Origin of the sequence: Agarivorans sp. QJM3NY_29 (assembly GCF_050870835.2) — a bacterium.
Classification (GTDB): domain Bacteria; phylum Pseudomonadota; class Gammaproteobacteria; order Enterobacterales; family Celerinatantimonadaceae; genus Agarivorans.
The window spans coordinates 1,492,814-1,510,268 of the sequence record NZ_CP194036.2 but is presented as its reverse complement, the minus strand read 5'-3'; the positions used below and the strand labels follow the sequence as shown (position 1 = coordinate 1,510,268).

The following is a 17,455-nucleotide window of genomic DNA, read 5'->3' as shown; positions in this document are numbered from 1 at the left end:
GCTAAGCAGAAAAAATCAACAACGCTTGCACACTCAAGCTATGTCACAAGGCGTGATCCCTCTGCCTGTACTCTCTCGTAGGCCAAGCATAGCCACCAAGGTCGATTTAGCTCATCGCTAATACTTGATTCACCAGTTTGGCAATCCCAAGCTCAGCTTCGACAAGATTTTGAGCCAACATATAGGCCGGTGTACTCACCAACTTGTGCGAGTGATCAACCACTATATCAGCCACCGCACATTCAATATGCTCGCCACCAAGCTCGGTAATAACTGCAATTGTATCGGTATCATTGCCGATGGTGAATTGAGCCCCCGGACCATAGACCAATGGGATCATCACTGGAGCAATACACATATAAGCAGCAGGTTTATTGGCTTCGGCAAAGGCTTTACAAGCCTTAAGCACATCTCCTTGTACACTTGCCTCAACACCATTTACAGCAAAGTCAGATAAATTTTTTGCCGCCCCAAAACCACCGGGGATAATAAGTGCGTCAAAGTCTTCGGCCACTAACTCAGTAACCGCCTTCACATCACCGCGAGCCACTCTCGCAGATTCAAGCAATACATTGCGAGTTTGCTGTTGATCTTCACCCGTGAGGTGATTAATAGTATGTCGTTGCATCACATCCGGTGCGAAGCACTGATAACTGGCTCCAGCCTTGGTAATGTGTAACAACGTTAGTATCGATTCACCCAACTCTGCGCCATCAAAAACACCACAGCCCGAGAGTATCACCGCCACTTTTTTCATAATATAAGTCCTTGTATTCCATGCAATCGTAGCCTGAGTATATACCTTATCTCTATCACTGCTCGCGGCAATGCAAAAGCTCGTCACGTGATTTCTCAGCGCGATGCTAAATGAATATCCATCATATGCTGCTCGGTCATTTGCCCGTCGCCAGTCAAACAGACATATCCTATGAGTACTTCGACGCGGTGCTCCTTAAACCAGCCCGCTTTAATGTAAGCTAGCTAACCTCGCCGCAAATCCCATGAAAAATAGCCCTAACACGCTATTCCCCATTTTAGCTAAGCCTTGATTATTGCGAAAATACTGAGTCAAGCGACAGCCTAATACAATCAACAAACTCAAATAAGTTAAACTACACAACTCCAAAATGCTTGCTAATATGGAATAGGAAATCCAAGTGCTATGGTAGCTATAGTCAATAAACTGGATAAAAAACGACACATAAAACAGTAACGCTTTGGGGTTGGTTAAACTCAAGCTGAGCGATTTCCGAAAAACTTTTTCTGTTTTGGGTTTAGCTGAAGAGAGCCGTTCTTTAGGCGCGAACCAATTACTGTAGATCAACGTTACGCCAAGATACAGCAAGTATGCAGCCCCTAAATAACGGATCGCAGTAAACAAAACCGGAGAGGTTTGCACCAAAGAAGCAACCCCAAGATAGGAGAGTAGGATTAGAATTGCATCGCCCAGTAAGACTCCTGCAGCGGCTCTATATCCACAGGCAATCCCGTAACTCGCCCCGGTTTTTAACACGTACAAAGAATTTGGACCTGGAGCCAAAATAATAAACACCAGCCCTGCAACATAAGTCCATATATTAATCACACCGTAACTTTCAAACATACCAGCTCCTTGCTATCACAGAATAACTTGATACGACAAGATTCTCATCTCGTCTAAGGTTTAAAATAAATCCAAGGACGTCTCACGAGGGAAACGAGCCAAACATGCTTTCTAATTCACGGATGATCCTGCGAGTCGCTCTCATTTGGCTGCTTTGCCGAGAAGTAAGCATCCATACCTCACGCTGCAAGGGCTCAGACAAAGGAAGCTGCAATAAATTGCTGCCAACTAGACAACAGCTGGGTAATAAAGCAATACCATAACCATGTTCGGCCGCGATACGCTGGCTGGTCAGTGAATTAGTCTGCAATCTGATCGCCGCGACACCAAAGCGTCTCAACAAGTATTCCGCCTCAGGTAAATGGCTTAAACTTGGGCCATAACTAATAACATTCACCGGTTCGGCTTGTTTCAGTTTATCCAACCATTGAGCGTTACCGCATAAACAATAATTCAGCATTCCAATCTTCTTACAGAGATAATCGCCACTCTCAGGAAGGCTTAAACGCAGCGCAATGTCAGCCTCTTTTTTAGGAATGCTCACATTACGATTGGATAACTCAATTTCCAGTTTTAAATCTGGAAATTGACCCTGTAACTGGCTTAAGTGAGGCAGAACAAGGTATTCGGCTAGAGCGGGTACCATCGATAAAACAATGCTCTTTTGCTGCTGGGCTGCCACACCAAAGTGCGGCGCTAGGCTGTCGATGTCGTCACGGATCTGGCAGCTTTTTTGATAAAGTAATTGGCCTTCTACGGTTGCAATAAATCCCTCTTGACGACGCTCAAACAGACGCTGCTGCAAGGCATCTTCAAGGCGTTCAATACGCCGCGACACCGTCGCATAATTCACCTGCAAACGCTTCGCAGCCGCCGTCGCGGTGCCACATTCAACCAAAGCCGTGAAGAATCGTAAATCGTCCCAGTTCATTCCATTCATATTTATTCTACCGCCACGACTTGAGTATGCGGTACTCGAGTTCATCAACTTGGAAAGCCTACAAAATTAAGGGCTGCAAGTATGCTTACGCCATACCCTTTTGAGGTTCAAGCCAAGTGTACAAAGCAATCGAGCGCAATTGCAAGCCCACCGCCCACTAGAAATGCTTTAAAGCCTATCTTGCTTGCGCAACCTGACTCCCCTCCACTTAACATTCGATAAATACGCTCATGCTAGACCCTGCTTCAAGTCAACGATTAATTTTGCATAGGCCTTGAGCAGAATTGCTCGCTTACCTCTCAACCTACTTCGCTTAAGCTAAAGCCCTACTCACCCATCACTAAAGAGATTCGCATGCCAAAACCGACCACTCTACTCTCCATCGCAGGTGCGACACCCACGCCATTTGATCGTTCACAAAGCGCGTTGCTGCTCATCGATTTTCAACAGGAATATATCACCGGTAAGTTAGCGCTAGGCAGTGCTGGACAAGCGGCGATTTCTCAAGCGACCAAGTTACTCAATTATGCGCGGCAACAGGCAATGCCGATCTTTCATGTACTGCATCACGCCACCGTCAATGCAGCTGTCTTTAACCCCCTAAGTGAACAAGCGGCGGTGATCCACTCGCTGCGTCCGCTCGCGGGCGAAACCGTGATCATCAAAAGTCTACCCAATAGTTTTTATCACACAGAACTACAAGCACAGCTAAAGCAAAGCGGACGTAACCAACTGATGATCGCGGGCTTGATGAGCCATATGTGCGTCACGGCTACAACCATTGCCGCGCTAGAACTCGGCTACAGTAACTTTATTTGTGCCGATGCCTGTGCCACCCGAGCCTTGAGTGCTGCAGATGGACAAAGCTTACCCGCAAACACGGTCCACCAAGTGGCGATGGCAGCCCTAGGCGACCGTTATGCCAAAATACAAAGCTTACAGCAGCTGATGCAGGCTGCGGAATAAAGTCATCACTTGGTCGAGCTCTGCCTACGCGAGGACTTAAAACCCTGAGTTCAAGTCCTCGCACGGGCGGCTATTTAACTAAATATCATTTGAATATAAACATTTGACTACAGCCACCGCCCCCTCATCTAGAGGCAATACAAACTAAGACATCATCCACCATTTTGTGTAGAATTGCCCCCTCCTAGACAGTATTAGCCCTTAGCTATGCAAGCTGTCTGTCGATTACACTCACTAAAGGTCTGCCGAAATATGATTAAACTTATCGCCCTAGATATGGATGGCACGCTTCTCAATGACGAGAAAAAAATCACCCCACGTACTTATCAGGCGATTCAAGCTGCCAAACAAGCAGGCGCTAAAGTTGTTTTAGCCTCTGGACGTCCTCTAGCAGGGATCCAGCCCTACTTAGAGCAACTTGGCTTAACCAGCAACGAAGACTTTGTGATTTCATACAACGGTTCTTTAGTTCAGAGAGTAGGCAATGGTGAGGTTTTGCACACCACATCATTAACAGGGAGTGATGCAAAAGCGCTCACCGCGATTGCTCAAAAACTCGGTGTATTTATGCATGCTTTCTCTACTCGCCAAGGATTAATCACCCCACAGCACAATCCATGGACCAATCTTGAATCGTCAATTAATGGTATCGAAGTGAACCAGGTCGACTTTGCAGACTTAATCGATGACGAAGCCTTAACCAAGATCATGTTTGTGGCAGAGCAAACGGTTCTTGACCAAGCCATTGCAAATTTGCCTTCCGAATTACGTCAGCAATACACTGTGGTTCGTAGCGCCCCACATTTTCTTGAGTTTTTACATCGAGACAGTAACAAAGGGGTCGGGGTGGCTCATCTCGCAACACTACTCGATCTAGATGCGAAGCAAGTCATGTGCGCCGGAGACGCTGATAACGATCGTCACATGCTGCAATTTGCCGGATTAGCCGTTGCCATGGGCAATGCCGATGACGATATCAAAGCCATTGCCGACTATATCGCGCCCAGCAATTTAAACGATGGTGTTGCGGTGGCCATCGAGCAACATGTACTCACCGCGCAGAGTCTAAGCGCCTAAGACCGCGATTAGCTGTATTCAAAATGAGCTGGGCAGGTAGCCACTAGTGCATACCTGCCCAAGGTTTGTTAGAGCGTTGAAAGCTTGTATCATGATTCACTATCTTTACGAGGTTTTCACCAATAAAGAAAAATACCAAAGCGGCTCGCCAACCATGAGATGCAATATGATTGCAATGCCTTGTGGCCACGATTCATCCACATTCATAGTACTTAGCAATCAATTTAGGGGCTATCTTGCTGAGACACTTATAATGCTGAGTGAAGGTATTCAGCAACGAAGAGCTGAAAAACAGCCTAGTTGTAATACGGGAATAGCCTCATCAGGCAGTTATTCGCGCGATTCAAAGTACTCCTTAAGCATGAAAATAATAATTAAAGAATTTGTTTCAATTTTTAATGCGTTTTAATCTCAAACCTGACGCAATAGCGCAGCATTTGGGCTCGATATTTATAAGAAATGCCGCCCGCCGAAATATCCACAGATGGAGAGAATGCCCTTGCCATTCAAGACTCCTTAGCGTTTAATTCTCAAACTGAGAGCAAGCGGTGAACGTCCTAAAAAGGACTTTCCGCTCATTTCTTCATGCCATACCGGGCGTACAATAGTTTATCAATCGATCCCTTTTGCAGCGCTGCGTTTTGCCACTTGACTGCAAAACACCACTGCGCAAAAAAAATCAGATGACGGGTAAGATCTTATACGGAGACACAAATAGTTATGAATGTTGAAGCTTTTTTGGTTAACTCCTTTACGGCCAATGGACGCGGAGGAAATCCTGCCGGCGTAGTATTGCACGCCGATAAACTGTCGAATCAAGAAAAGCTAGAAATAGCGCAAGCCGTTGGCTATTCAGAAACGGCCTTTGTTTCTCAAGATGACGAAGTCGACTTTGAATTGTCTTTTTTCACTATAACGGGTGAAGTTGATTTCTGTGGACACGCAACTTTAGCAGCATTCTCAATCATGCATCAAAAAGGAGTCATCACTGAGGGGCAATATGTTCAGAGGACAAAAGCAGGCTTACTCACGGTGACAATAGAGTCGAATGGTCATATAGTGATGGAGCAGAAGCTACCTGAATATCGCGAGGAATTTGCTTATCAGGAGGTCTCAGAGTTGATTGGAATTGACGTAAAAATTCTAGAAACAACTCAACTACCCATCGAGGTCGTTTCAACCGGCTTACACGATCTTATCGTTCCTGTGCCATTGGGATATCTAGATAGAATTCAGGTCAATCAACATTTACTCAGTGAATTCTGTAAAAAATATGATCTCGTTGGTCTGCATGCTTTTGAACTGTGCGAAAAAGCAAGCAAACTAACGGCGAGTTGTCGTAATTTTGCGCCTTTATTTGGGATAGCAGAAGAATCCGCCACGGGCAGTGCTAGTGGTGCATTAGCCTGTTACTTAACCAAACATCTTCGCGATGAACATAGCGATCACTTTACTTTTGAACAAGGTAGAGTCATGAACTGTGTTTCAATCATTACGGCTTCAGTCGAGCGCCAGCAATTAGATATCTCTAAAGTGATGGTGGGTGGTTTTGCGCAACAGATTGGACAACAGCAAATCTCCGTATAATCGAGTAACCGAAGGTATTTAGCCTCCGCCTCCACAATACTCTGTTGCAACTCAATAGCGTCAATAGGGGCCAGCAAAGCGATAGGCCCAGGCTTAGTATTTTCGGTTTGATTTCATTTTGGGCTTGCGGTGCAAGGGCTTAGTTTGAGAAGCCGCGGCCTCCCCCCAGCAAAGCGATGTCACACATTAGAATGAGGATATTGGTTGCTGAACGAAAAGCGGGGAGTCAGCTTGATGACCGCTCTGGCATTGGCCTTCAGCTCGCGGCAAACACCGCGCAATCATTGACATCTCAGGCATCCATTGATGGGATCGGTTGTAGATTTCCGCCATTCCCACCACACTTAGTTTACAAAGCATGTCCCCCTACTCTTTACAAGACGGCTATCGCCACCTTCGCAACGCATTGATGTTTTTTTAGTCACTCAATTGCCATAAATACGTCACCCAAGTGACATGTCTAGATAAGCTAACTGTCACATTCGTTGATTAACTTATGCTCAAACCAACTACGAGATTGTGTCATGAGCAAACAAGTCATCGCCGTAAAACAGCTCCATAAGCACTTTGCGACGAATCATGCTTTGCAGAATATTAACCTGAGTGTTGAGCAAGGTGAAATGGTCGCCCTGCTTGGTCCCTCTGGCTCAGGGAAATCGACATTACTACGTCACCTCAATGGCTTAATCACCAGCGATAAAAATAGTCAGGGTTACATCGAAGTTCTAGGCACCCCAGTGCAACGGAATGGTAAATTTTGTAAAACCGTACGGCAAAGCCGTAGCCAAACTGGTTACATCTTTCAGCAGTTTAATCTGGTCTCTCGCCTAAGTGTATTACACAACGTATTAATTGGAGCGCTTAGTGCGACCCCACTTTGGCGCAGCCTCAGCGGGCGTTTTACCTCGTCACAAAAGCAACAGGCTTTAGTCGCGCTAAAACGTGTCGGTCTGGAGCAGTTTGCCCAACAACGTGTTTCGACGCTTTCTGGTGGTCAGCAACAGCGAGTGGCAATTGCCCGCGCCTTGATGCAGCAAGCCAAGATTATTTTGGCCGATGAGCCCATCGCCTCATTAGACCCAGAATCATCACGAATCGTGATGGAAATCCTCACCGATATTAACCAACAGGAAGGCATCGCGGTGGTGGTGACCTTACACCAGGTTGACTACGCCAAACGCTATTGCCCGAGAGTTGTCGCCTTAAAACGTGGCGAAATTTTTTACGACGGTCCAAGCCAAAATTTAACAGAAGCCAGCTTGGCAGCCTTGTATGGCTCAAGCTTGGATCCCAGCAATACCGAAGCACAAGATCTCGCAGTACCACAACCATGGCCACAGATGGCCTAATCCATAAATGAAGGAGATAGATGGCATGTTACAGTTTATTAAGCAGACCGCCTTTGCAAGCGCAATGCTCGCAGCAACGTTCGGTTCCCCCCTCGTGTCAGCGGCTGACAAAGCGCAGGACACTATCAATTTTGGGATCATTTCTACCGAATCTCAGCAAAATTTAAAAACTACATGGACCCCGTTTCTAGAGGCCATGGAGCAACAAACTGGTTATAAAATAAAGGCATTTTTTGCGCCTGATTACGCTGGTATCATTCAAGGTATGCGGTTTGATAAAGTCGACGTAGCCTGGTACGGCAATAAATCAGCCATGGAAGCGGTAGACCGTGCCGGTGGTGAAATTTTTGCGCAAACCGTCGACGTGACCGGCAACCCTGGTTACTGGAGTGTCTTAGTCACTCATAAAGACAGCCCCTTGAATAACTTAGAAGATGTGATTGCTCATCGTAGCGAACTCACCTTCGGCAACGGCGATCCCAATTCCACCTCTGGCTTCTTAGTCCCCTCCTACTACGTCTTTGCCGAACACAACATTTCGGTCGCAGATTTTAAACGCAGCATGAATTCGGGCCACGAAGCCAACGCTTTAGCTGCCGCCGCAAAACAAGTTGACGTTGCCACCGGAAATACCGAAAACATGGACCGCTTGAAGGTCACCGCTCCCGACAAGTTCGCCCAATTAAAAGTGATTTGGAAATCACCACTGATCCCATCAGACCCCATCGTTTGGCGAAAAAACCTTCCCGAAAGCGTTAAAGATAAAGTTTACAGCTTCTTCATGAACTACGGCAAATCGGGTGATGCTAAGCAACTCGCGGTACTCAGATCACTACAGTGGGCTCCTTTCAAAGCCTCTAGCGACTTGCAACTATTACCCATCCGCCAATTGGTGTTGTTCAAAAACCGCCTCAAGCTTGAGCATGACAGCAAATTGTCAAAAGCTGAAAAAGCCGCCGAACTATCGGTGATCGACGCCCAACTCGCCGATTTAAGTCGCCAGCAAAACGCGATTACCGCAATGGCGCAATAGGCTCTTGTAAGCTGAGCTTCGGCTCAGCTTCTCTTTCAGCAACTTATCTAGACATCTTGAGAAAGCTTATGAAACTCGATGCGATGCTCACCGATCAATCCGCGCGCCCGTCTTGGCTTACCTTGTCAATTTGGGCCCTAGTGCTGGCAGGCCTCAGCTGGAGCTGGCAAGGTGCTGAAATTGCACCAATGAAGCTATATAACGACGCGGGCAATATGGCCGAGCTAGCCAGTGACTTCTTTCCGCCCGATTTTAGTGACCTCAGCTACTACCTCGAAGAAATGCTGATTACCCTACATATCGCCATTTGGGGCACCCTGTTCTCAATCATTTTAGCAGTGCCCTTCGGTTTAATGTGCGCCGAAAACATGGTCCCAACATCGGTTTGTCTAGCCATGCGTCGGCTAATGGATGCCGCCCGAGCGATTAACGAAATGGTTTTTGCCATGTTGTTTGTGGTGACTGTGGGCTTGGGCCCCTTTGCTGGCGTAATGGCATTATTCATTCACACCACCGGCGTGTTAGCCAAGCTGTTCTCGGAAGCCGTTGAAGCGATTGATCCAGGCCAAGTAGAAGGGGTGCGCGCCACTGGTGCCAATAAACTCGAAGAAATTGTTTATGGCGTGATCCCACAAGTGCTCCCACTATGGATCTCCTTCTCCTTGTATCGCTTCGAGTCTAATGTGCGATCGGCCACAGTCGTGGGCATGGTGGGTGCGGGCGGCATCGGCGTGATCTTATGGGAGAGCATTCGTGGCTTTATGTTTCCTCAAACCTGCGCGGTAATGCTGATCATCGTGGTCACAGTAAGCCTGTTGGATTTTGTTTCCCAACGGATCCGTAAACTGTTTATTTAGTCGAGTCTGCTCATGCCGCGCTATCAAGAAATTGCTCTCAGCCTCGAAAAAGAAATTAGCAGTGCTTATCAGGCAGGCCAATACCTTCCCCCCGAGCAACGCTTAGCGGAACGCTATCAAGTCAATCGGCATACACTGCGCCGCGCCATTGACCAATTGGTGCTAAAAGGTTGGTTGCTGCGCCAACAGGGCAAAGGCGTGCTGGTACTCAGTCAGCCAGTGCGTTATCCGCTGCATTCGGGGGCAAAATTCACCGATAACCTGCTCAATGCCGGAGCAAAGCCCAATAGTCGGCTGCTTAGTTGCATCCGTAGTAACGCTAACCAACAGGTGGCAAATAATTTAGAGATTGCGCTAGCCAGCCCGATAATTCAACTCAAAACCTTGCGCTTTATCGACCAGATCCCAATCAGTATCGTATTTCATCACCTGCGTTTGGGTGAACACGAAAGCCAACTCGGCCGCTACCAACAGGGTTCATTACATCACTTTTTGGCCCAGCACTGCGCCATCAATTTACGCCGTAAACACACGGTGATTGGCGCGCAACTTCCTAATAATGAAGACTGCGCCTGCCTACAAATTGATCCCAGTAAACCGCTACTCCGCTTACAAACCGTCAATATCGACCAACAACAGCAACCCTTCGAGTTTTCAATTTCCCACATTAGAGCCGAGTTAGTTGAACTCAGCTTGGAGCATACATCATGAGTCACACCACGCCTTCCCCACAACAAACTGCTCGCCAACACTGGATGGCAATACTCGCTAACGCCCCCTTTTCCGAGCTAGAACAACGCTGGAGAAAACTCAAACTAGACCCGCCCTGTGAAGTGATCCGACAACCCGAAATTGGCTTGGCAAAGATTCAAGGTCGAGTGGGAGGCAATGGCGAGCGTTTCAATTTAGCAGAGACCACCATGACTCGGGCAGCGGTGCGTTTAGTCGATGGCACCACCGGTTATAGCTACTTACGGGGACGCGCGAAACAACATGCGCTGCTATCGGCGCTAATCGATGCACTGTTACAGCAAGCATCCACCGCACCGGTATTACAAGAAGCGATTATTCAACCTCTCGCAGAGCTACAACAGTTGGCGAGGCAACAAGTCGCCGAACAAGCGGCTCAATCGAAGGTCGATTTTTTCACTGTCGTTCGGGGAGAAGACTAATGCTGCAAATAGAAACTGGTTTTGCGCAACCCGTCCACCATGCTCAACACTGTTTTCGGCAAATCCTTAAAGCTTTCAGTGAACCGGGTAGCCGGGTCTCGCTTGATAAACACCGCGGTTTTGCGCCACTAAATCCTGCCGCCAGCCAAGTCATTATGAGCCTGTGTGATCAACATACTGGCCTATACCTCAGTCCCGAATTAGCCAAACCGACTGACTTAGCACACGCGGTGGCAAACTTGGCGTTTCATAACGGTGTTCAAAGAACGACTCTCCAGCAAGCCGATTTTGTGGTCATCAACAGCACCCAAACCATTGATCTGATGCAGTGCAAAGCTGGCAGTGACATGAGTCCGGAGCACAGTGCAATGCTGCTGGTGCAAACTGAAGATTTAGACAGCGGCCCACGCTTTCGCTTAAGTGGACCGGGCATTCAGCACCCCATCATCCGACAGTTTGGCGAGCTTGGAGCAAGCCTGCTTGACTACCTATCCAAACCCAGCCACCACTACCCACTCGGCTTGGAATTTGTCTTCTGTCATCAACAATCCTTGCTGGCTATCAGTCGCACTACCCAATTGGAGCGTATCTAATGTATGTCGCAGTAAAAGGAGGCGAAAAAGCCATTGCCGCAGCACATCGGCTACAAGCGCAACGTCGCCGAGGTCATACGGACGTTGCCGAGCTAAGCGTCGCCCAAATCAGCCAACAATTGAGTCTAGCGGTCGAGCGAGTCATGACCGAAGGAGGGGTGTTTGATCCAGAGCTGGCCGCGCTGGCGATTAAGCAAGCCAGCGGCGATCAAATTGAAGCCATCTTCCTGCTACGCGCCTACCGAACCACCCTTCCCTCATTCGCGATATGTGAGCCCTTAGATACTGACCAAATGCGGGTTCAGCGGCGGATCTCAGCCAGCTATAAAGATCTGCCCGGCGGGCAGCAACTCGGACCAAGCTATGACTATAGTCATCGCCTACTCGACTTTAGTCTGCTCGCCGAAGGACACCCGCCGAGCCCCCCCGAGTCTGGCACCGATAAGCCCGCACCAAAAACTGCTGAGCAGCAGAATTTACAGCAAGACTCCCCCCCAGTAGAAGCTCAAAACTTTAGCCGAGTATTTGCCTTACTGGAACAACAAGGTCTGGCGATACCAGAAGTCGACCGCGGAGAAGAGCCCGCCGACCTCAGCCAACAAGCGATAAGCTATCCCTGTTCTCGTGCTGCGCGCCTACAACAATTGAGCCGCGGTGATGAGGGCTTCTTATTATCACTGGCCTACTCGACCCAACGAGGATACGGCCGTAACCACCCGTTTGCCGGAGAAATTCGCAGCGGTGAGGTCAATCTGCAGATCTGTCCTGAAGAGCTAGGGTTTAACATTGATATTGGCAGTATCGTCCTGACCGAATGCGAGATGATCAATGGCTTTGTGGCTGAGCAGGCGCAAGATCCTCATTTCACTCGCGGCTACGGCTTAGCTTTTGGTTTTAGTGAACGCAAAGCCATGGCTGTCGCCTTACTTGACCGCGCCCTGCAAGCACAACGCTATGACGAACCAGTGACCAGTCCGGCGCAAGATGAAGAATTTGTACTGGCCCACGCCGACAACGTGGAAGCGGCAGGCTTTGTCTCTCATTTAAAACTACCTCACTACGTCGATTTTCAGTCTGAATTAGAATTGTTACGTAAAATGCGCCAGCAACAGGAGAGCCAGTATGACCCGCTTTAGTCAACACACCGCGGCTATCACTGACGATGACCAGCAATATAACTTTGCCTATTTAGACGAACAAACCAAACGGATGATCCGCCGAGCCATCCTCAAAGGCGTTGCTATCCCCGGTTATCAAGTACCTTTTGGTGGCCGAGAAATGCCGATGCCCTATGGTTGGGGAACCGGAGGAATCATGCTTAGTGCATCAATTTTGGGCCAGACAGATGTGCTCAAGGTGATTGACCAAGGCGCCGATGACACCACTAACGCGGTTTCAATCCGGCAGTTTTTTGCCAAGGTGTGTGGCATAACCACCACCGAACAAACCGAGCAAGCCAGCGTAATCCAAACCCGGCATCGCATTCCCGAACAAACCCTCAGTAATGCACAAATTTTGGTGTTTCAGGTGCCGATCCCCGAACCCTTGCGGTTTATCGAACCGCGCGAAACCGAAACCAAAAAAATGCACGCTCTGGAAGAATACGGGTCAATGCAAGTCAAGCTCTACGAAGATATTGTGAACTATGGCTACATAGCCACCAGCTACGCTTACCCGGTCATGGTCCATGACCGCTACTTAATGGATCCCTCACCGATCCCTAAGTTTGATAACCCAAAACTCAATCTGTCGCCAGCCTTAATGATTTTTGGTGCCGGGCGAGAAAAACGTATTTACTGCATTCCACCCTACACCAAAGTGCGTAGCCTCGACTTCGAAGATCATCCCTTTTCCATTCAACATTGGGAGCAACCCTGCAGCATCTGTGGGAATAGCAATACCTTTCTAGACGAAGTATTGGTTGATGACCAAGGCCAGCGAGTATTTATTTGCTCCGACACCGACTTCTGCCAAAAACAACAAGCGGCTAGCGAAGGAGCCCAAGATGAATAAATTAGCCAGCCAGTTGGAGCAACATTGGCAGCCTCAATCGGCACCAACAGCCCCGAAAAACTCGCTTCAGAGCGAAGTCAGCCCATTACTCACCGCTCATAACTTAAGCATGCTCTACGCCCCAGAGAAAGGCTTTAAGGCGCTCGATTTAGAACTGTATCCGGGCGAAGTATTAGCGATTGTCGGCGAATCAGGCTCCGGTAAAACGACCCTACTCAAGAGCCTGTCGGGTCGCTTAACGCCCCAAAGTGGTCAGGTCAATTATCGCAACAATACCCAACAGTGGGCCAGTTTATATCATATTAGCGAAGCCGAACGCCGGCGTTTAATCCGCGCCAATTTTGGCATTGTGCACCAACACCCTATGGATGGCTTGCGGCCACGAGTCTCCGCAGGCGGAAACATTGGTGAGCGTCTAATGGAGGTCGGCTGGCGTAACTATGCACAGATACGCGAGCAAGCCATTTGCTGGCTCAAAGCAGTAGAGATCGATCCCAGCCGTATTGACGACCAACCGCTAACGTTTTCTGGCGGCATGCAGCAACGGCTGCAAATAGCCCGTAACTTAGTGACCCATCCTAAATTAGTGTTTATGGATGAACCCACCGGCGGCTTAGATGTTTCGGTGCAAGCCCGCTTGCTCGATTTAATTCGCAACTTAGTCACCGAACTGCAGCTAGCGGTGGTGATTGTCACCCATGATTTAGCAGTGGCCCGCTTATTAGCCCATCGGATCATGGTGATGAAGCAAGGTCAGGTGGTGGAAAGTGGCTTAAGCGATCGAGTACTGGATGACCCACGCCATCCATATACCCAATTGTTAGTTTCTTCGGTTCTTCAACAATAATACGCGCGATTGAGGAGTCACCATGCAAGCGCTTATGATAGCCAAAAACATCGATAAAACCTTTGTGTTACATAACCAAGGTGCGGCTCGCCTACCGGTACTGTGCCAGCAAAATCTGGAAATATATGGCGGTGAATGTTTAGTTCTCAACGGTAGCTCTGGCTCAGGAAAATCCAGTCTGCTGCGTTCGCTATACGGCAACTATCAAGTTGACCAAGGCCAATTACTGATCCGCCAAGGTGAACACTGGTTAGATATGGCGCAAGCCCAACCGCGCCAAATCATCGAGTTGCGCCGCCATACCATTGGCTGGGTCAGTCAATTTTTACGGGTGATCCCTCGCCTCTCGGCTCTGAATATCGTCATGCAGCCCATGCTCGAGAATGGCATCAGTGAATCATTGGCCCGCTCCAAGGCACAAACCCTATTAAGCCAATTGAATGTCCCCGAACGACTGTGGCACTTAGCCCCAGCGACATTCTCTGGCGGTGAACAGCAGCGGGTCAATATTGCCCGCGGCTTTGCCCTCGACTATCCAATTTTATTACTCGATGAACCCACCGCCTCACTAGATAAAGTGAATGCCCAACAAGTGGTGACATTGATCTTAGCCGCCAAACAACGTGGGGCAGCCATCGTTGGTATCTTTCACGACAACTGGGTTCGCGACCTCGTCGCCGACCGCCTACACCCAATGCAAGCCAGCCCTTCGTTAGCAGGATAATAAAATGATCATTACCAACGTAAATATGATTTTGGAACATGAAGTCGTGAAGGGCTCGCTAGAAGTAAAAGATGGCCGGATCATCGCACTCAGTGACACGCGAAGCCTACACTGCAGTGCGATTGACGGCGACGGAGCCTATCTTTTGCCGGGTTTAATCGAATTACATACCGACAACCTGGAAAAATTTTTTACGCCACGACCGAAGGTGAATTGGCCTGCTGGTTCAGCCATGGCAAGTCACGATGCCCTGATGGTTTCCAGTGGCATCACCACAGTACTAGACGCGATTGCATTGGGCTATATTAACGACCACGGCACCCGCTTAGCGAATCTAGAGCGCATGCTGCATACCATTGTCGATTCTCAACAACGCGGTGAAAATCGAGCCGAACATTTTCTGCATTTGCGCTGTGAACTCCCCAATGCCGATACCGCCAACATTTTCGAAACCTTGGTTGAGCAAGGGCCGGTCGCCATGGTCTCGTTGATGGATCATACGCCCGGACAACGCCAATTTATCGATAGCGAAAAATATCGTACCTATTACATGGGTAAATATGGCTTAAACGAACCAGCCATGGCGCGCTTTGAAGCAGAGCAAACCGAAGCCTCATTGCGCTGGTCCGATGCCAACCGCAAGCACATCGCAGCCGCAGCACGCGAGCGCGGTATTACTTTAGCCAGCCATGACGATGCCACCGTAGAGCATGTGCTGGAATCCGCCGCCTTAGGCTGTGCAATCGCCGAATTTCCAACCACCGTTGCCGCAGCGCAGGCCTCACGTCAAGCGGGTTTACAAGTGATGATGGGCGCGCCGAATATCGTGCGAGGCGGTTCACACTCAGGTAATGTGGCGGCGGCCGAATTAGCCAGTGAAGGCGTATTAAATATCCTATCCTCGGACTACTACCCTGCCAGTATGTTGGATGCAGCCTATCAGGTTGCGAAGATGGACAACAACCACTATAACCTATGTGAAGCCATTCAAATGGTGAGCCTTAAGCCTGCACAAACCCTCGGTATGGATGACCGAGGAAGTATTCATGAAAATAAACGTGCAGATCTGGTCTTAGCCAAGCCCAGCCAAGACCGCTTACGCGTCCTACAAGTATGGCGTGAAGGAGAGCGAGTATTTTGATATCTAATAGCTCATTAAGTAATGAAGTCATCGTCGGTGAAGCCAAGTTGTTTTATTTAGTTGGTCCCTCTGGTTCAGGTAAAGACAGCATCATAGATGGTTTGCGGGAGCAATTAAAAGCCGATAGTAACTTACTGATTGCTCACCGCTACATCACCCGAGCAGCAGATAGCGGCGGTGAAAACCACATCGCCTTAAGTTTACCGGAATATACCCACCGCAAACGTAGCGGCTTATTTGCCATGGACTGGCAAGCCAATGGCTGCCATTACGCCGTGGGAAACGAAGTAAACACCTGGCTCAGTATGGGGTTTTCGGTATTATTCAATGGCTCACGTCAACAAATAGACCTCGCCAGAGACTTATTCGGAGAACGTTTAAGAGTGATTGTCCTAGAGGTAGAACAAGATGTATTAGCCGAACGTTTACGCAAACGGGGCCGAGAACAAGAACATTCAATTACTGCTCGGCTGCGGCGTAACCAGCAATACCAAACCAATCTACAACAAGAATTCTGGCGACTAGATAACAACCGCAGTTTAGCCGTCACCGTGAAGAAATTACTCAAGTATATCGATACCCAAACTAGCGAGTTATATATCACATGAAACTCACCTTATTAGGCACTGGCAACGTCCAAGCGGCGCCACTTTACGGCTGTGATTGTATCGCCTGTAAGCGCGCTCAAAAAAATCCCAGCTTAAGCCGTCAACTCAGTTCAGCGGTATTAGAAGTCAATGGTAAGTGTTTACTCATCGATGCCAATCATCCACAACTACAAAGCCGTTTTCCCGCTAACTCTATCGATGCCATTCTCCTGACCCACTATCATATGGATCATGTGCAAGCGCTGTTTGATTTACGCTGGGGAATTGCCGACCCCATCCCAATTTATCAACCGAACGACCCCAATGGTTGCGATGATTTATTCAAACACCCAGGCATCCTCGATTTTCAGCAAGCGAACAAAGCTTATTCTCGATTTCAGTTGGCTGACATCGAGATTATGCCGCTCACCCTTAACCACTCAAAACCAACCTTGGGCTATCTATTTAGCAGCATTCAAGGACAGATTGCCTATCTAACCGATACCGCAGGGATCCCCGATCCAAGCTGGCAACAACTGCTGCGACATCAGCCCGATTATGTCGTGATCGATTGTAGCTATTCACCACTGCAACACTCCCCCAACCACAATAATCTCTACGATGTATTTGAGTTCGCCCACGCCATGCCCGACACTCAGTGGGTGCTTAGTCATATCGGACACGAATTAGACAGTTTTCTACACCAATACAGCGGCGAGTTGCCCAGCAATGTCCAAGTGGGTCACGACGATATGCAGCTAACACTGGAGTAAGCGGCTTATCGATCAACCTCGAGGGGCATCTTGCTCCAAGTGATCGCTTCAGCGCCTTCTCCCATATTGCTGAAAGCGCTAATCACTGTGATAGAAATGCTTGAGGCAAATCGTTAAGCGTATATGTTCGACCAAGTGTTTACGAAGCATCTGCTGTTTCACGCATACTGCGAAGCAGACCAAATGCTCACGC

At 48.6% G+C, this 17,455-nt stretch carries 19 protein-coding genes; 16 read left to right on the top strand and 3 right to left on the bottom strand.

The window, feature by feature from the left end:
- Positions 1–106: 106 nt before the first annotated feature.
- From elbB to ACRRS0_RS06915, 3 genes are all read right to left on the bottom strand, one after another.
- Complete coding sequence (gene elbB / locus ACRRS0_RS06925) at positions 107–757, bottom strand: isoprenoid biosynthesis glyoxalase ElbB (RefSeq protein ID WP_432453929.1); 651 nt, start codon at positions 755–757, stop codon at positions 107–109.
- Between the two features lie 210 nt (positions 758–967).
- Positions 968–1,603 carry a leucine efflux protein LeuE gene (gene leuE, locus ACRRS0_RS06920; RefSeq protein ID WP_432453930.1) on the bottom strand — a complete coding sequence of 212 codons (636 nt, stop codon included), beginning with the start codon at positions 1,601–1,603 and terminating at the stop codon, positions 968–970.
- A gap of 82 nt (positions 1,604–1,685) precedes the next feature.
- Positions 1,686–2,543 carry a LysR family transcriptional regulator gene (locus ACRRS0_RS06915; RefSeq protein WP_432453931.1) on the bottom strand — a complete coding sequence of 286 codons (858 nt, stop codon included), beginning with the start codon at positions 2,541–2,543 and terminating at the stop codon, positions 1,686–1,688.
- Positions 2,544–2,897: 354 nt separating this feature from the next.
- Here ACRRS0_RS06915 and ACRRS0_RS06910 point away from each other — a divergent pair, with 354 nt between their 5' ends.
- The 16 genes from ACRRS0_RS06910 to phnP all read left to right on the top strand — a co-directional run bounded on the left by ACRRS0_RS06910 (position 2,898) and on the right by phnP (position 17,262).
- Entirely contained in the window at positions 2,898–3,509 is a 612-nt protein-coding gene (locus ACRRS0_RS06910; protein ID WP_432453932.1) for a cysteine hydrolase family protein, read from the top strand.
- Positions 3,510–3,761: 252 nt separating this feature from the next.
- Positions 3,762–4,586, top strand: a complete 825-nt coding sequence (yidA, locus tag ACRRS0_RS06905; protein ID WP_432453933.1) for a sugar-phosphatase — start codon at positions 3,762–3,764, stop codon at positions 4,584–4,586.
- A gap of 720 nt (positions 4,587–5,306) precedes the next feature.
- A complete protein-coding gene (locus ACRRS0_RS06900) occupies positions 5,307–6,173 on the top strand; it encodes a PhzF family phenazine biosynthesis protein (protein WP_432453934.1) in 867 nt (288 codons plus the stop codon).
- 524 nt (positions 6,174–6,697) lie between these two features.
- A complete protein-coding gene (phnC, locus tag ACRRS0_RS06895; protein WP_432453935.1) occupies positions 6,698–7,522 on the top strand; it encodes a phosphonate ABC transporter ATP-binding protein in 825 nt (274 codons plus the stop codon).
- Positions 7,523–7,547: 25 nt separating this feature from the next.
- Complete coding sequence (gene phnD / locus ACRRS0_RS06890; RefSeq protein ID WP_432453936.1) at positions 7,548–8,555, top strand: phosphonate ABC transporter substrate-binding protein; 1,008 nt, start codon at positions 7,548–7,550, stop codon at positions 8,553–8,555.
- A 68-nt stretch (positions 8,556–8,623) separates the two neighbouring features.
- Positions 8,624–9,412, top strand: a complete 789-nt coding sequence (gene phnE, locus ACRRS0_RS06885; protein ID WP_432453937.1) for a phosphonate ABC transporter, permease protein PhnE — start codon at positions 8,624–8,626, stop codon at positions 9,410–9,412.
- A 12-nt stretch (positions 9,413–9,424) separates the two neighbouring features.
- Positions 9,425–10,123 (top strand): phosphonate metabolism transcriptional regulator PhnF, encoded by a 699-nt coding sequence (gene phnF, locus ACRRS0_RS06880; RefSeq protein ID WP_432453938.1) that lies wholly within the window; start codon positions 9,425–9,427, stop codon positions 10,121–10,123.
- On the top strand, positions 10,120–10,584 hold the full coding sequence (gene phnG / locus ACRRS0_RS06875) for a phosphonate C-P lyase system protein PhnG (protein ID WP_432453939.1): 465 nt from the start codon (positions 10,120–10,122) through the stop codon (positions 10,582–10,584). Before phnF ends, phnG begins: the two co-directional genes overlap by 4 nt.
- Positions 10,584–11,177 (top strand): phosphonate C-P lyase system protein PhnH, encoded by a 594-nt coding sequence (gene phnH / locus ACRRS0_RS06870; RefSeq protein ID WP_432453940.1) that lies wholly within the window; start codon positions 10,584–10,586, stop codon positions 11,175–11,177. The genes phnG and phnH overlap by 1 nt, the downstream gene beginning before the upstream one ends.
- The gene (locus tag ACRRS0_RS06865) at positions 11,177–12,313 is read left to right on the top strand and encodes a carbon-phosphorus lyase complex subunit PhnI (RefSeq protein WP_432453941.1); all 1,137 of its coding nucleotides are present in this window, start codon (positions 11,177–11,179) and stop codon (positions 12,311–12,313) included. The genes phnH and ACRRS0_RS06865 overlap by 1 nt, the downstream gene beginning before the upstream one ends.
- Complete coding sequence (locus ACRRS0_RS06860) at positions 12,300–13,190, top strand: alpha-D-ribose 1-methylphosphonate 5-phosphate C-P-lyase PhnJ (protein WP_432453942.1); 891 nt, start codon at positions 12,300–12,302, stop codon at positions 13,188–13,190. The genes ACRRS0_RS06865 and ACRRS0_RS06860 overlap by 14 nt, the downstream gene beginning before the upstream one ends.
- Entirely contained in the window at positions 13,183–14,037 is an 855-nt protein-coding gene (gene phnK / locus ACRRS0_RS06855; protein ID WP_432453943.1) for a phosphonate C-P lyase system protein PhnK, read from the top strand. Before ACRRS0_RS06860 ends, phnK begins: the two co-directional genes overlap by 8 nt.
- 22 nt (positions 14,038–14,059) lie before the next feature.
- Complete coding sequence (gene phnL, locus ACRRS0_RS06850; protein ID WP_432453944.1) at positions 14,060–14,761, top strand: phosphonate C-P lyase system protein PhnL; 702 nt, start codon at positions 14,060–14,062, stop codon at positions 14,759–14,761.
- A 4-nt stretch (positions 14,762–14,765) separates the two neighbouring features.
- A complete protein-coding gene (gene phnM, locus ACRRS0_RS06845; protein WP_432453945.1) occupies positions 14,766–15,902 on the top strand; it encodes an alpha-D-ribose 1-methylphosphonate 5-triphosphate diphosphatase in 1,137 nt (378 codons plus the stop codon).
- Positions 15,899–16,510, top strand: a complete 612-nt coding sequence (gene phnN, locus ACRRS0_RS06840) for a ribose 1,5-bisphosphokinase (RefSeq protein WP_432453946.1) — start codon at positions 15,899–15,901, stop codon at positions 16,508–16,510. Before phnM ends, phnN begins: the two co-directional genes overlap by 4 nt.
- Positions 16,507–17,262 carry a phosphonate metabolism protein PhnP gene (gene phnP, locus ACRRS0_RS06835; protein ID WP_432453947.1) on the top strand — a complete coding sequence of 252 codons (756 nt, stop codon included), beginning with the start codon at positions 16,507–16,509 and terminating at the stop codon, positions 17,260–17,262. The genes phnN and phnP overlap by 4 nt, the downstream gene beginning before the upstream one ends.
- Positions 17,263–17,455 lie beyond the last annotated feature (193 nt).